Below are 14,614 nucleotides of genomic sequence, written 5' to 3'. Positions count from 1 at the left end.
CCGGCCTCTGCCGGTCAATCTGAAAATCCGTTTGCCGGAAGCGGAGGCTGGGCCTCCGCCGCCGGCGGGCTGCCGGGTGGCGGCCGCCGTCAAATCCGCATGGGCATGACGATGTATTTGAAGTTGCTGACGTCCGGTATGGTGACCAGGGTGCTGCGGTTGGAGTCGCCAAAGGCCAGTTGCAGGGTGTCCGCCGGCAGGTTGGTCAGCACGTCCATCAGGTAGTTGATGTTGAAGCCGATTTCCAGCTCGCCGCCCTGGTAGGCGATTTCCAGTTCTTCTTCCGCTTCTTCCTGCTCGCTGTTGGTGCAGAGAATGGACATGGAGCCGGACTTGAGCACCAGGCGCACGCCGCGGAATTTCTCGTTGGCCAGAATGGCGGCGCGCTGCAAGGCGTGCAGGAATTCCAGGCGTTCAATCAGGAAGATCTTGTCGTTGTCCAGCGGGATGACGCGGTTGTAGTCCGGGAACTTGCCGTCCACCACTTTGCTGATGATGACGGTGGAGCCGAAGCTGAAGCGCACCTGGTTGGCCAGCACTTCGATATTGATCGGGTCGTCGATGTCCTGCAGCAGCTTGTACAGCTCGATGATGGTCTTGCGCGGCAGGATCACTTCGGACTTGGGCAGGTTGGCTTCCACGTCCGCGCTGGCGAAGGCCAGGCGGTGGCCGTCGGTGGCCACCAGGCGCACCTGGTTGCCGTCGGTCTGCATCAGCAGGCCGTTCAGGTAGTAGCGGATGTCCTGCACCGCCATCGCGTATTGCACCTGGGAGATCAGACGCTTGAGTTCGCGCTGGCTCAGGCTGAAGCTGGAGTCGCTGGCGCTGCCCACGGACAGCAACGGGAAGTCGTCGGCCGGCAGGGTTTGCAGGTTGAAGCGGCTCTTGCCGGCTTTCAGGGTCAGACGGCCGCCGTCCAGTTGTTCCAGGGTCACGGTGGCGTTGCCCGGGATGGCGCGCAGGATGTCCTGCAGCTTTTTGGCGGAGGTGGTCAGGCGGAAGTCTTCGCCCGGCAATTCGTCGCTGCTGGCGGTGGTGATCTGGATTTCCAGGTCCGTGGCCAGGAAGCCCACTTGTCCGCCTTTTTTCTCTATCAGCACATTGGACAGGATGGGCAGGGTGTGACGACGCTCGACAATGCCGGTGACTGCCAGCAGTGGCTTGAGCAGGGCATCGCGTTCGGCTTGCAGGATCAGCATGGGGCGGGCTCCCGTTGGGTGTTTGTGAGTCGGTTCAAGTTAGGCTTCATGGTCTTAGTTACGCAGCATGGCCAGCAGCGTGTCGTAATCGTGAGCGATATCGGCGTCGTTGCCGCGCATTTCGGCAATGGTCTTGCACGCGTGCAGCACGGTGGTGTGGTCGCGGCCGCCAAAGGCGTCGCCGATATTGGGCAGGGACAGCTGGGTCAGTTCCTTGGCCAGCGCCATCGCCACCTGGCGCGGCCGGGCGATGTCGCGGCTGCGCTTTTTGCTGTGCATGTCGGACAGCTTGATCTTGTAGTACTCGGCCACGGTTTTCTGGATGGCGTCCACGGTCACCTGGCGGTTGCCGGCGGCCAGGATGTCCTTGAGCGCTTCCTTGACCAGTTCCAGCGAGATGTTCTGATTGGTGAAGCGGGCGTAAGCCACCACGCGCTTGAGCGCGCCTTCCAGTTCGCGCACGTTGGAGCGCACGTTCTGGGCAATGAAGAAGGCCACGTTGTGGTCCAGCTTGATGCTGTCGGCCTCGGCCTTTTTCATCAGAATGGCCACGCGCATTTCCAGCTCCGGCGGCTGGATTTCCACGGTCAGGCCCCAGGAGAAGCGAGAGATCAGCCGCTCTTCCATGCCTTCTATCTGCTTGGGGTAGCTGTCGCAGGTCATGATCACCTGCTTGCCGCCCTCGATCAGCGCGTTGAAGGCGTAGAAGAATTCTTCCTGGGTGCGGTTCTTGCCGGCGAAGAACTGGATGTCGTCGATCAGCAGCAGGTCCAGCGAGTGGTAGTAGCGCTTGAATTCGTCAAAGGCCTTGTGCTGGTAGGCGCGCATGATGTCGGCCACATAGCGTTCGGCGTGGATGTAACGGATCTTGGCTTGCGGGTTCTTTTGGAACACGTGGTTGCCGATGGCCTGGATCAAGTGGGTCTTACCCAGGCCCACGCCGCCATAGACGAACAGCGGATTGTAGGCCTGGTCGCCCGGGTTCTCCGCAATCTGCATGGCCGCGGCGCGCGCCAGCTGGTTGCCCTTGCCGGTCACCAGGGTGTCGAAGGTGAACGAGGGGTTGAGCCGGGTGCTTTCGTGGCTGCCGCCAATGGCTTTGACCGCGGCCTGCTTGGCCTGGGACGGCGCGCTGGGGGCCGGCACGCTGGGAGAGGGCTTGGCCTTGACCGGCATCACCGCGGGCGCGGCGGCCGGGCGGCCGGCGGGCGCGCCCAGGCGCAGTTCCACCAGGCACTCGCCCACCAGCTCCACCGCCAGTTCTTCAATGCGCGCCAGGAAGCGGTCCTTGATGAACTGCATGATGAAGCGGTTGGGCGCAAACAGCGCGATGCCCTCTTCCGTGGTTTCAGCCGATAGCGGCTTGATCCAGGTGTTGAACTGTTGCGAAGACAGTTCGGCCTCCAGGCGGGCCAGGCAGCCAGGCCAAAATTGATCCAGTTCGGTCATTACATATACGCAAGTAAAAGCGAAAAACCCGCTGTCGGCTTTACGGCCAAGCGGCGGGAGAAGCCGCCGCGCCCCGCACGCGGGGCGGACGACGTGTGTTCGGCATGATTCAAGGGCCGCGGCCCGCGCATCGCCCGGCCGCAAGGCGGGCCGGACAAGGATGGGGCGGCCCCCGAGAACCGCTGGCAAAATTCCTGGATCGGCCCGCGCCGCGCCTACGCGGGCGCGCGTTGCTTCCAGTTGGGTGGGGCTGAATTTTGGCAGCGCTTCTCTGGGTTGGCGTTCCGCCCCGACGCGCGTTCAATAATTGCGCAGCGGACTCGGAACGGTAAGCCTTGGCATTCTAACGGTTTTTCTCAAAGTTATCCACAGGTGCTTAGAAAATTCCTCATTGACAAACCGGCGTTTATCCTGTCAAATCACGCGTTTATTTCCGTTTCGAAACAGGAATTCCAATCATGAAGCGTACTTACCAGCCCTCCAATACCCGTCGTAAGCGTACCCACGGCTTTCTGGTCCGCATGAAGACCCGCGGCGGCCGCGCAGTGATCGCAGCCCGTCGTTCCAAAGGCCGCAAGCGTCTGGCCGTATAAGCCCTTTGTCGGCTTACCGCTTTCGCCGTGCGCACCGGCTATTAAAAACGGATGAGTTCTCATCCGTTTTTAGTTTGCGGATGTCGCGCAGCAACGCCACGTTCCAGGTATCGGCCCGGCCCAATGAATTGGGGCACGCGCGGCTGGGCCTGGTGGTGGGCCGCAAGGTCCACAAGCGAGCCGTGCGCCGCAATTACATCAAGCGCACGGTGCGCGAGTGGTTCCGCCTGAACCGGCAAACGCTGCCGGAGATGGACTTCGTGGTCCGCGCCAAGGTGCCTTTTACTCGCGCCGAGCGAACTGAAGTGATCACGGCTTTGTCTTCTCTGTTTGCTAAACTGGCACGATGTCGCGTCTCTTCATCCTCCTGATCCGTTTTTACCAGCTGGCTATCAGCCCGTGGCTGGCACCGCGTTGCCGCTTCCAGCCCACCTGTTCCAGCTACGCGATCGAGGCGGTGAAAAAACACGGCGCACTCAAGGGCGGCTGGCTGGCCGCCAGACGCATCGGACGTTGCCACCCTTGGGGCGGCAGCGGCTACGACCCAGTTCCCTGAACTTAAATCCGGTATCGAGAGATGGATTCCAAGCGCCTCATAATCTTCATCATGCTGTCCCTGGGCATCCTGCTAGGTTGGCAGGAGTTTTTCGCGCCCAAGCCGACGCCGCAGCAGGTGGCCGCGCAAAAACAAGCCGCCACGCAGCAGCAGGCCGCCAACAGCGCGTCCCACAACGCCCAGCCGGTGGATTCCAACAAGCTGAGCTCCGGCCAGCGCATCACGGTAAACACCGATGTGCTGAAGGCCGAGATCGACACCGTGGGCGGCGATCTGCGCCAGCTGACGCTGTTGAAGCACGATTCCGCCGTGGACAGCAAAAAACCGCTTGATCTGCTGACGGACCGGAACGGCCGCGTCTATGTGGCGCAAACCGGCCTGGTGGCCGCCAGCAACCCGGCGCTGCCCACCCACAAAACCGTATTCGCCGCGGAAAAAACCAGCTATGAACTCTCCGGCGACAAGCTGGAAGTGAAGCTGACCGCGCCGGAAGCCAATGGCGTGAAGGTAAGCAAGATCTACACCTTCACCAAGGGCAGCTACAAGATTGGCGTGCGTTACGACATCGCCAACGGCGGCGCCGCGCCGCTGGCCGCCACCGCTTACTACCGCCTGCTGCGCGACAGCCAGACCCCGGAAGGCGAAGGCCGCCTGGCCCACACCTTCACCGGCCCGGCTGTTTACACCTCGGAAAACAAATTCCAGAAGGTGAGCTTCGACGACCTGGCCAAGGGCAAGGGCGATTACGCCAAGACCGGCAGCGACGGCTGGGTGGCGATGATCCAGCACTACTTCATGTCCGCGTGGATCCTGAAGCCGCTGGACGGCGCCAGCGTGTGCAAGGACGACAAGTCCTGCCGCTTTGAACTGAAGCAGAGCAACGGCCTGAACTCCGCCGCCGCGCTGGTGGACTACGCCACCATCGCTCCGGGCCAGAGCCTGAGCGTGTCCGTGCCGCTGTTCGCCGGCCCGGAAGAGTACGATGTGATCAGCAAGTTGGCCGACGGCATGGAATACGCCAAGGACTTCGGCATCTTCCACATCTTCGCCTCCCCGCTGTTCTGGCTGCTGACCAAGCTGCACCTGCTGGTGCAGAACTGGGGCTGGGCCATTGTGCTGCTGACCCTGACCGTCAAGGCCATCTTCTACCCGCTGACCGCCGCGTCCTACCGCTCCATGGCCAAGATGAAGGCGCTGGCGCCGCGTCTTGAGCGCATGAAGGAGCAGTACGGCGACGACCGCATGAAGTTCCAGCAGGCGGTGATGGAGATGTACAAGTCCGAGAAGGTGAATCCGCTGGGCGGCTGCCTGCCCATGCTGATCCAGATCCCGGTGTTTATCGGCCTGTACTGGGCGCTGCTGGCTTCGGTTGAGCTGCGCCAGGCGCCGTGGATCCTGTGGTACACCGACTTGGCCCGCCCGGACCCGTACTATGTGCTGCCGGTGATCATGGCGGCCACCATGTTCCTGCAGACCTTCCTGAACCCGCCGCCGGCGGACCCGATGCAGGCCAAGATGATGAAGATCATGCCGGTGGCCTTCTCGGTGATGTTCTTCTTCTTCCCGTCCGGCCTGGTGCTGTACTACGTGGTCAACAACATCTTGTCGATGGCCCAGCAGTGGCAGATCAACAAGAGCATCGAGAAGAAAAACAAGGCCGCGCTGCAATCCTGATTGCCCGGCGCGCTCTGAACCCCAAACCCGGCCGCATGGCCGGGTTTTTTGCTGGATAATTAAAGCGTATTCGCCACGACGCCCCGCCGCGCGGGGGCCGCGGCCCAGATTCCAAGGAATGCCCATGAGCCTCAGCTACACCCCCGCCACCATCTGCGCCATCGCCACCGCTCCCGGCCGCGGCGGCGTTGGCGTGATCCGCGTGTCCGGCAAGGATTTGCTGCCCTTCGCCGCCGCCGTCAGCGGCGGCAAAACGCCCAAGCCGCGCTACGCGCTGTACACCGACTTCGTCGACGCCCACGGCCAGCCGCTGGACAACGGCCTGCTGCTCTACTTCCCTGGCCCCAACAGCTTCACCGGCGAGGACGTGATCGAGCTGCAGGGCCACGGCGGGCCGGTGGTGCTGAAAATGCTGCTGGCGCGCTGCGTGGAGCTGGGCGCGCGGCTGGCGGAGCCGGGCGAATTCACCAAGCGCGCCTTCCTCAACGACAAGCTGGACCTGGCCCAGGCGGAAAGCGTGGCGGACTTGATAGACGCCAGCAGCGAAACCGCGGCCAAGAGCGCGCTCAAATCGCTGAAGGGCGCCTTCTCCAAGGAAATCCACGTGCTGGTGGACGAGCTGATCACCCTGCGCATGCTGGTGGAGGCGACGCTGGATTTCCCGGAAGAGGAAATCGATTTCCTCAAACAGGCGGACGCGCTGGGCAAGCTTGAGCGGCTGCGCGGCCGGCTGGTGCAGGTACAGGCCACCGCCAAGCAGGGCGCCATCCTGCGCGAGGGCATGCACGTGGTGCTGGTGGGCCAGCCCAATGTCGGCAAATCCAGCCTGATGAACGCGCTGGCCGGCGACGACATCGCCATCGTCACCGACATCGCCGGCACCACTCGCGACACCGTGCGCGAGGAGATCGTCATCGACGGCGTGCCGGTGCACATCATCGACACCGCCGGCCTGCGCGACACCGACGACGTGGTGGAGAAGATAGGCATAGAACGCACCTGGCAAGCGGTGGAACGCGCGGATCTGGCCCTGGTGCTGGCGGACAGCCGCGACGGCCTGACCGGCGAGGTGCAGGCCATCCTGCAACGGCTGCCGGCGGCGCTGCCGCGCGTGCACGTGTTCAACAAGGTGGACCTGTCCGGCGAAGCGCCGGGCCTGGCCGATGAAGACGGCCACCCGCTGGTGCGCCTGTCCGCGCGCACCCACGCCGGCGTGGAGTTGCTCAAGGCCAAGCTGCTGGAGATGATAGGCTACAGCGGCGGCGGCGAAGGCGTGTTCCTGGCGCGCCAGCGCCACCTGGACGCCATCCGCCGCGCCGCCGAACACCTGGAGCTGGCGCACGCGGACTGGGAACAAGTGGAAATCTTCGCCGAGGAATTGCGCATGGCGCAGAACGCGCTGTCCGAGATCACTGGCGAATTCAGCGCCGACGATCTGCTGGGGGTGATTTTCAGCCGCTTCTGCATCGGCAAGTAAGCCCTCCCCTACCGCGCCGCCGTTAGACCGCCAGCGTCACCCCAGGGTGGAAGGCTATCGTCGGCAACACCTCGTCCAGCACCTGCAAAAAGGTGAAGGCGGCCGGCGACAGCGGCACGCCGCGCCGGGTGAACACGTGCACGTCCCGCTGTAGTTCGGCCGACTCAAACAAGCGGTAGGGCAGATCCCGCGCCGACGGATGGGAGGCCGCCAGCGCCGACAGCACGCAAGCGCCCACCCCGGCGCGGATCAGGCAGAACTGCATGTCCAGATTGGTGACGGTGATCTTGCTGGCCACCTGCTGCCAGAGCTCGGGATGGCTGCGCTCCAGCGCGGACATGATGCTGGTGTCGCTCTCGTCCTGCAGCAAGGGCCATTGCCGCAAGGATTCACAGTTGAGCGGCCCCGTCGGCGGCTCGAAGCCCGGCGGAAACATCACCCCCAAGCGGGCGGAAAGCAGCTGGCGCTTGTCCAGCTTGTCTCCGGCCGCGCCCACATAAGAGCCGATGCCGATGTCTACCTCTCCCGATTCGATGCGGCGCACCACGCCGCCGCTGGTGTCGTCCAGCAGCCGCACATGAATGCACGGGTAGTCTCTTCTCAGCCGTTTGAGCACCTTGGGCAGCACGCTGGACGCAAAAGCCATGCCGCTGGCCACGTAGACGCTGCCGCTGCTGCCGGCGGATTTTTCGCGCAAATCGGACAGCAGCAGTTCAAAGTCGTTCAGCAGCCGGCGCGCCACCGGCAGGAAGGCGTTGCCCTGAGTGGTCAGCGCCACCTTGCGGGTGGTGCGCTCAAACAGCGTCAGCCCGATCTCCTGCTCCAGCTCGCGTATGGTCTTGGTCAGTGTGGATTGCGTCAGAAACAGCTGGCGGGCCGCGGCGGTGAAGCTTTCGGCTTCGGCAACGGCCGAGAAGGCGCGCAGGTGGCGGAGGGAGATATTCATGACGGATTGGAATTGATTGACTTTATTAATTCATTTTACACCAATAACTTTCAACGCTTGCGCGTTTGAAGCTCACGCCCTTCATCATGGAACGGCCATCCCGGCTTTGCCGATAAAACTCAGACGCCAACCGCTGACGCCGCATGCCGTTTGGATTAGGATGCCGGGTTTTGGCCGCCATCGAATTCCTCATGACCGTCTCCCATCGCAACCCGTTGCATGATCCCGACGCCGTGCTGCAACGGCTGCACAGCCTGCGCCCCATTAGCGCCAAGCAGAAGCAAAGCTCCTTCGAACGCGGCTGCGAGCGCTACGCGCAGCTGGCCTTGCTGAGCTCTGGCGGCCTGTTCGCGGCACTGCTGGTTCTGGCCCTGTGGCATCTTGCCGCGCCCTTGCCCCGCATTGGCGTCTGGACCGCGCAAATCCTGGCGCTGCTGTGCATCGCGCTGTCCTTGCTTTCCATCATCGTCAACAGCCTGCCCGGCCTGGCCTTGCTGATCCGCTTCCGACACCAGGCCCAGCGCGATCTGTTGAAGGAACTGGGACATGACCGGCTCCAGGCGGCTTTATTGCGACCTTACCGGCAGTCCGCGCTGGAACAGGCGGCGCAGGCGCTGCAAGACAAGCAGGAGCAAGTCGGCAGCCGCATCGGCGCCATCATCGGCAGCCATGAGCAGCTCGCTCTGTTTTCCATCGCCGGCTTCGCCTTGGCGGTGTGGGAAAAACTGTCCGATCAAGGCTCGGCCTTGAACCGGCTGTTCCATTTCTCCCTGCCTTTCAGCCATTGGAATGGACGCGATCTATTGATGCTGGCCCTGGCCGGCGTCGCCGGCATGCTGCTGGGCGGGGTTCTACTCAAGGCGGTGCTGCACCGGCGCGCTTATCAGCTGGCCTTGCTGCGGCAGGCCATCGCAGACAAAACCCGCCACCGGGACGCGCGGCGGCGGCGTTTTGGCCTGCGCGGCTGAACCGCCGGCCTCAGGCGGCCACCGCCGCCGCCACCTGCCGGCTCAACCGATGCAGATGGTTGGCCAAGGGGCAGCTCAGCGCCAGTTCCTGCTGGCCGTGCCCGCGCAGCAGCAACGCCTGCCAGCTGCCGTCCGGCCCGGGCACCAGGCCGCCGCAGACGAAGCCAGCCTGTTGCAGCGCGGCCGCCGCGCGCGGGGCGTCCGGCCCCAGCGCCAGCCTGACGTAGACCAAGCGCCCGGCCGGCAGCGCCGCCACTTCGCGCAGCCGGCCGCCGCTGATGTCCTCCAGCCCCACTTCCAGCCGCCGGCCATGACTGGCGATGCTGAGGCCGCCGGCCGGAGCCTGCTCCGGCGGCGGCGCGCTGCCGAAGGCGCGGCTCAGCGGCGTCAGCCATTCCCGCCACGCCGCCGGCCAGTTCAGCGCCGGAATCGGCCGGCTTTGCAGCGGCAGGCAGCCCAGCACAATGCTTTCCGGCTGCGGCTGGCCAAACGGCGAAGCCACGTAGTCCAGCAGCAGGCCGGTGGTGTGGAAGCCCAGGGTCTTGGCCAGGCGCTGACTCTGGCCGTGGGACGACACCTGCTTGATGGTGAGCATGCTCAGGCCCAGGGCCGCGCCTTGGGCGCTGAGATGGCGGCCCAATGCGGTGGCCAGGCCCTGGCCGCGCGCGTCCGGATGCACCACGTTGAGCGCCAGCTCGGCGCTGCCCGGGCAATGCGGGTCGCGCCACAGCGCGGCGTGGCCCAGCACGCGGCCATCGCGCACGGCGACGGCGGAATGCCAGCGGCCGGCGGCGTTGTGGCGGCGGATCATAGACGGCAGATACACGTCCGGATAGACGTAGTGTTCGCCGTAGATGGCGCGGAACAAGGCGCTGACGCCGGCGGCGTCGTCCGCCTGGAAAACGCGGATGTCTATGCTCATGCCGCCACCTCGTCGTAAGCGCGCTGGTCCACCACCCGCATCAGCTTGCCGGAACGCGGATGGGTGTGCATGGCCTCCGGCGCGCAGTAGGCGGCGTCCAAGCGCAGCAGGCCCTGGCGGCACAGCTCGGCCAAGGCCGGCTGCGCCGTCAGCAGCAGTTGGCGCAGCGGCTCCGCCGCCGGAGTCGGCGCGTACTCGCTGGCCACTCGCAGGCTGAGGGTGTCGACGCCGTCGCGGCGGCCCACCAGCAGCTGCCAGGCCAGCACGCCGTCCTGCCCGCGCAGCAGCGGGTCCAGCTCGTCCGGGAACAAGGACAGCGTGCAGACGCGCACGCGGTGGCCGCGGCTGGCGCGCCCTTGCAGAGCGAACTTGCGTTCCGGCCGCCCGGCCGGTTCGCGCCAGCAGGCCAGGTCGCCGGTGGGGTAGCGGATCACCGGCATCAGCCGGCGTTGCAGATTGCTGACCACCAGCAGGCCCTTGCGGTCCGGCTCGGTGATCGGCAGGCCGCTGGCCTCGTCGATGATTTCAACCAGGGTGTCGGCGTCGAACACGCGGTGTTCGCCCTGGCCGCAATCCGGCCCGGCGGCGCCGATCAGGCCGGCGTCCACGCTGGCGCAGCCTATGGAGCCGATGCGGGCCTTGGGAAACACCCGGCCCAGCAGGGCCAGTTGCTCGGCGAACAGGCTTTCGCCGCCGTAGAGCAGGCAGCGCACGCCGGGCAGCGTGCGGCCGGCCTGTTGCAACCAGCTGGCGAAGCGCACCAGTTGCACCGGCACGCCGGCCAGCACATTGATGTCCAGCGTGGCGATGGCGTCGGCCAGCGCGGCGTCCTCGACATTGCAGGTGAACGGGAATTCCACCACCGGCACCGGCGAGTGCGACAGCGCGCCGTGGATGAACAGCAGGCTGGTGTAGAGATCGCCGGCGAAGAACAGATTGGCGACGCGGTCGCCGGGCAGCAGCTGCCGGCCCAGGCCCTGGCCGAAGGCGCGGACGAAGGCCTGCCATTCGTCGCGGCGGAACACCGACAGCTTGCCCTCGCTGGTGGAGCCGCCGGTCTTGAACACATGGCCGTCCGCCAGCGGGCCGCTCAGCACCGGCCAATCCGCCAGCGGCTGGCATTGACGCCAGTAGTCGGCCGGTTCTATCAGCGGCAGATCGCTCAGCGTCCAGTCCGCCGGCAGCTCGCGGTACAGCGCGGTGAAAAACGGCGAGTGAGCGCGGGCGTGTTCCACCAGCCGGCGCAGCCTGGCATCCATAGCGGCGTTCATCGCGCCGGCTCCGTCTTGCGGCGCTGGTCCAACACCAGCGGGGTCTTGCCGCTTTGCGGATGGCGCTGGAATTGGCTGGCCGGGGTGGCGATGACGTCCAGTTGCAGCAGGCCGCCGCTGACCACTTCGTTCAGCATCGGGTGTTGCAGCAGTTGAGCGCGCACTTGCGCGGCGTCGCCGTCGGCCAACACCCGGATGCGGTCGCCGCCGCTGGCGGCGTGGTCCACCAGCCATTGCACAGCCAGGCCCAGCGGCGCGGACAGCGCTTCCGGGTTGACGAAGATGGTGCCGGCGCGCAGCAGCGCGCCGTGGCGGCCGGTGAGCTGGAAGCGCGGCGACGGCAGGCCGCAACCGCAACGGCCGGGCAGCCAGCGGCCCAGATCGCCCAGGTCGTAGCGCCGCACCGGCTGGCCTTCGCGCGCCAGCGAGGTGAAGGCCAGCCGGCCGACTGTGCCGGGCGCAGCCGGGCGGTCGCTGTCCTGCTCCAGGATTTCCAGCCACTGGATGTCGGCCAGCAGGTGGAATTCGCCGTCGCGGCCGTGGTCGCAGGCGTGGCCCAGCGGGCCGGCGTCCACCGATCCGTACATCGCGGAGCGGATCAGCTCCACGCCGAAGCCGGCCAGGAACTGGCGTTGGCCCTCGCTGATGTGCTCGCCGCCGCAAAACAGCTTGCGCACGCCGCCGTAGGCGCGCAGCGCGGCTTCCTCGCATTCGAACAGGCGCTGCAAGGTGCCCGGCATCCCCACCAGGGTGTTGACGCCGCGGGACACGATGAAGTGGGCAATCTGGCTGAAGTCGTCGTCCACCGGGCCGCCCATTGGATATTGCGGCGCGCCCAGCTTGTCCAGGATGGTGAAGAAGCTGAGCATGCCGCCGTAGAGGTTGCCGCCGTAGAGCAGATTCATCACCCGGTCTTGCGCCGGGTCCAGGCCGGCGGCGAGCAGGCCGTCCGCTGCTGCTTGCATCTGGCGGTGGTAATCGCGGTAGCTGAAACCGGCCAGCTTGGGCTCGCCGCTGCTGCCGCCGCTGCGGAAGAACAGCTGGGCGGCCGGCCCCATCTCGGCTTGCTGGAATGCCGCCTTGTCCATCACCGGCAGCGCGTCCAGGCCGGCCGGCGACGGCGGCAGGGCGTCCAGCGCCGCGTGGCCGGGCAACTGGCCGTCGCGCAGGCTGACCGACACCCGCCGCGTCAGCCGGCTCAGCGCGTAAACGCCGTCGTGCGGCTCACCGGCGTAGCCGTCGTGCATCGCCCCCACCGGACACAGCCGGCTGACGCCGGCGTCCAGCAGCAGGCGGCTGAGCGCCGGCACTTGCTCCGGCGCGGCGATCAGGCCGCAGCTTTGCAGATGGGTGCGCCAGGGCAGCAGCAGTTCCACCAGCCGCGCGCGCGGCGCCGGCCGCAGTTGCAGGGTGCGGAACAGCGGCGAGGCCGCCAGTTCCTGACGCTGCGCCCAGGCCACGCGCCAGCCCTCGCCCTGCTCCACCGCGCCGGCCACGCCGGCGAAAGACTGGTCCAGCCGCAACATGGCCAGCTGGCTGGAGATCTCCGCGGCTTCCTGCACGTCCGGCTGCAGAGCCGGCCAAGCCGGCGCGCGGCGCGCCAGCGCGGCGGCCATGGACTGGGCCACGCCGCGCAAGACGGCTTCGTCCGCGCTGTCCACCAGCAGGCATTGCGGGCTGGAGCAGGCTTGCTGGTCGAAACGGCAGACGTCGTCGGCCAGCGCGTCGTAATCGGCCACCGTCGCCGCGGCCGGGTCCAGGTAGGCGAAGCTGATGCGGTGGCCCCAGGGTATCCAGCGGCAGCCGGCCGGCACTTGGCGGCGGATTGCTTCCAGCGCGGCGTCGCCGCCCCAGGCGGACACCGCGTCGGCGCGGGCCAGCAGGCCGGCCAGTTGGTCGGTGGCCAGCGGCAGCACCGCCACGTGGGCGGCCAGATCGCCGACGGCGTCGTGGCTCAGAAAATCGGCCAACAGCCGCGCGCTGCGGCCTTGGTCGCTGCCGCTGGGGCGCAGCCAGTTGACGTTGCCGGCCAGCAGGCTTTCCAACACCGCCATGAAGGGCAGCAGCGGCGCGTTGGCCGGGGTGATGTGGGCCACCAGGCCCAACGGCCGCCAGCTTTCGAAGCGCGGCTGACGGTAGTCGAAGCGGCGCAACGAGAAGGCCTGCTCGCCCAGTTCTCGGCTTACCTTGGCTTCCAGCGCCTCGCGCCGGCAAAAGCCTTGCAGCGCGTCGACGGCGGCGGCGTCCAGGCCCAGCGCCTGCGCCCGTTGCGGCAGCGCGGCGGCGAAGCCTTCGGCGCATGCCAACACCGCGTCCAAGGCCGGCGGCCGGGCCAGCGCGGCCGGCAGGCCCGCTTGCAATTGCGCCAGCGCGGCGGCGGCGTCCACGGCGGCGTTCAGTGTTCCATTTAATAGATACATATCAGGATTCCTTGATCAATTCGGAGGCGGCCACCGCGCAGCTGCGGCTCTTGCTGGTGCCGGCGCGGCCCAGCAGTTCGAACCAGTCGGTGGCCAGGCCGCAGCCGCAGCTCTCGGCCGGATGCAGCACGGCCAGATCGCCCATCACGATGCTGTGCGCCGGGCTGGAGGTGATGTAGGGCGACAGCAGGTTGAGGAAGCCGGCGGCGCCGTAGGGTTGCGGCCGCAGGCTGGCGGTGTCGCGGATCACCGCGCGGGCGTAGCTGGGCAGGTGGAAGCGGTGGCGTTCGCACTCCACGTAAGGCACCGGGTGCTCCACCGCGCCGTAGCCGTCGCGGCAGCGCGCGTCCGGAATGCCCAGTTGCTCGCCCAGCCGCCGGTACAGCTCGGCCTTGGGAATGGCGCGGTCGGCGTGGGTCTTCCAGCCGCCGCCCAGGAACACCAGCGATTCCGGGTGCAGTTGCAGCGGCGGCAGGCCCAGTTCCCGCATCCGTTCCAGCGCAAACCACAGGAAGGCGGGGAAGCCCAGCATGCGCACCGGCAGGCCTTGTTCGGCGAAGTCCTGCAAGGCGCGGATCACGCCGAAGGGATCAAACTCATTGCCGTGGCCGTTGTGGCGCAAGGCGTAACAGGCCTGGTTCACCGGCGCGTATTTGCACAGGAATTGGTCGGTGTAGGCGGTGCCCAGGGTGATGGCGCCGGCCGGTTCGTAGCTGAGCAGCAGGTAGTTGCACGGCTGTTGCGGCGTGTCCCAGCCGTAATGCCGGAAGATGCGATCCACCATGCTTTGCGCCGCGCCCAGGCTCCGCGCGTCGTAACGCATGCGGCTTTTCTGGCCGGTGGTGCCGGAGGAGGTCAGCTCCAGCGCGTCCTGGCCGGCGGCACTGACCACCAGCCGGCGCTTGAAGTAGTTGGCGAACAGCGGCGGCAGCTGCGACCAATCGTCCAGCGTTTCCAGCGCGGCGGCGTCCAGGCCGTTGGCCTGCAGCCAGCTGCGATAGCCGGGTGTGTGTTCGCAATGGTAATGGCTCAGTTCGCGCATGGCGGCGTCGAACAGCCGGTCGCCGTCGGCATCGGCGCGATAAGGGTGTTCCAGCGCGCACAGCGCGTCGACATGGTTCAGCATGGTGGGGCTCCGG

13 protein-coding genes are annotated in these 14,614 nt (G+C 66.4%); 6 read left to right on the top strand and 7 right to left on the bottom strand.

Annotated elements, in window-relative coordinates:
• Window positions 1–89: 89 nt before the first annotated feature.
• Both dnaN and dnaA read right to left on the bottom strand, forming a co-directional pair.
• Window positions 90–1,199 (bottom strand): DNA polymerase III subunit beta, encoded by a 1,110-nt coding sequence (gene dnaN, locus JW897_RS20120; RefSeq protein WP_048415150.1) that lies wholly within the window; start codon window positions 1,197–1,199, stop codon window positions 90–92.
• Window positions 1,200–1,253: 54 nt separating this feature from the next.
• Window positions 1,254–2,648, bottom strand: a complete 1,395-nt coding sequence (dnaA, locus tag JW897_RS20115) for a chromosomal replication initiator protein DnaA (RefSeq protein WP_048415149.1) — start codon at window positions 2,646–2,648, stop codon at window positions 1,254–1,256.
• Window positions 2,649–3,106: 458 nt separating this feature from the next.
• Between dnaA and rpmH the strand changes: the two genes are divergently transcribed.
• The 5 genes from rpmH to mnmE all read left to right on the top strand — a co-directional run bounded on the left by rpmH (window position 3,107) and on the right by mnmE (window position 6,948).
• Window positions 3,107–3,241 carry a 50S ribosomal protein L34 gene (gene rpmH / locus JW897_RS20110; protein ID WP_048408088.1) on the top strand — a complete coding sequence of 45 codons (135 nt, stop codon included), beginning with the start codon at window positions 3,107–3,109 and terminating at the stop codon, window positions 3,239–3,241.
• Window positions 3,242–3,246: 5 nt separating this feature from the next.
• A complete protein-coding gene (gene rnpA / locus JW897_RS20105) occupies window positions 3,247–3,612 on the top strand; it encodes a ribonuclease P protein component (protein WP_048415148.1) in 366 nt (121 codons plus the stop codon).
• The gene (gene yidD / locus JW897_RS20100) at window positions 3,588–3,797 is read left to right on the top strand and encodes a membrane protein insertion efficiency factor YidD (protein ID WP_043639818.1); all 210 of its coding nucleotides are present in this window, start codon (window positions 3,588–3,590) and stop codon (window positions 3,795–3,797) included. The genes rnpA and yidD overlap by 25 nt, the downstream gene beginning before the upstream one ends.
• Before the next feature lie 21 nt (window positions 3,798–3,818).
• Window positions 3,819–5,471, top strand: coding sequence for a membrane protein insertase YidC (yidC, locus tag JW897_RS20095; RefSeq protein WP_048415147.1), 1,653 nt, complete (start codon window positions 3,819–3,821; stop codon window positions 5,469–5,471).
• A 124-nt stretch (window positions 5,472–5,595) separates the two neighbouring features.
• Window positions 5,596–6,948, top strand: a complete 1,353-nt coding sequence (gene mnmE, locus JW897_RS20090) for a tRNA uridine-5-carboxymethylaminomethyl(34) synthesis GTPase MnmE (RefSeq protein ID WP_019102217.1) — start codon at window positions 5,596–5,598, stop codon at window positions 6,946–6,948.
• 22 nt (window positions 6,949–6,970) lie between these two features.
• On the opposite strand, the gene JW897_RS20085 is transcribed toward mnmE, so the two are convergent.
• Window positions 6,971–7,894 (bottom strand): LysR family transcriptional regulator, encoded by a 924-nt coding sequence (locus tag JW897_RS20085; protein ID WP_205467394.1) that lies wholly within the window; start codon window positions 7,892–7,894, stop codon window positions 6,971–6,973.
• Between the two features lie 191 nt (window positions 7,895–8,085).
• Here JW897_RS20085 and JW897_RS20080 point away from each other — a divergent pair, with 191 nt between their 5' ends.
• Entirely contained in the window at window positions 8,086–8,862 is a 777-nt protein-coding gene (locus tag JW897_RS20080; protein WP_205467393.1) for a hypothetical protein, read from the top strand.
• 10 nt (window positions 8,863–8,872) lie between these two features.
• Here the strand turns inward: JW897_RS20080 and JW897_RS20075 are convergent, their stop codons facing one another.
• From JW897_RS20075 to JW897_RS20060, 4 genes are read right to left on the bottom strand one after another with little or no spacing between them, the layout of a single operon-like run.
• Window positions 8,873–9,784, bottom strand: coding sequence for a GNAT family N-acetyltransferase (locus JW897_RS20075; protein WP_048415144.1), 912 nt, complete (start codon window positions 9,782–9,784; stop codon window positions 8,873–8,875).
• Complete coding sequence (locus tag JW897_RS20070) at window positions 9,781–11,055, bottom strand: phenylacetate--CoA ligase family protein (protein ID WP_240352309.1); 1,275 nt, start codon at window positions 11,053–11,055, stop codon at window positions 9,781–9,783. The genes JW897_RS20075 and JW897_RS20070 overlap by 4 nt, the downstream gene beginning before the upstream one ends.
• Window positions 11,052–13,475 (bottom strand): acyl-CoA reductase, encoded by a 2,424-nt coding sequence (locus JW897_RS20065; RefSeq protein ID WP_205467392.1) that lies wholly within the window; start codon window positions 13,473–13,475, stop codon window positions 11,052–11,054. The genes JW897_RS20070 and JW897_RS20065 overlap by 4 nt, the downstream gene beginning before the upstream one ends.
• A 1-nt stretch (window position 13,476) precedes the next feature.
• Window positions 13,477–14,601 carry a LuxE/PaaK family acyltransferase gene (locus JW897_RS20060; protein WP_205467391.1) on the bottom strand — a complete coding sequence of 375 codons (1,125 nt, stop codon included), beginning with the start codon at window positions 14,599–14,601 and terminating at the stop codon, window positions 13,477–13,479.
• Between the last annotated feature and the right edge of the window lie 13 nt (window positions 14,602–14,614).

Source organism: Chromobacterium alkanivorans, from assembly GCF_016937655.1.
Lineage (GTDB): Bacteria > Pseudomonadota > Gammaproteobacteria > Burkholderiales > Chromobacteriaceae > Chromobacterium > Chromobacterium alkanivorans.
The sequence above is the reverse complement of the archived record's forward strand: the minus strand, read 5'-3'. Positions and strand labels throughout refer to the sequence as shown.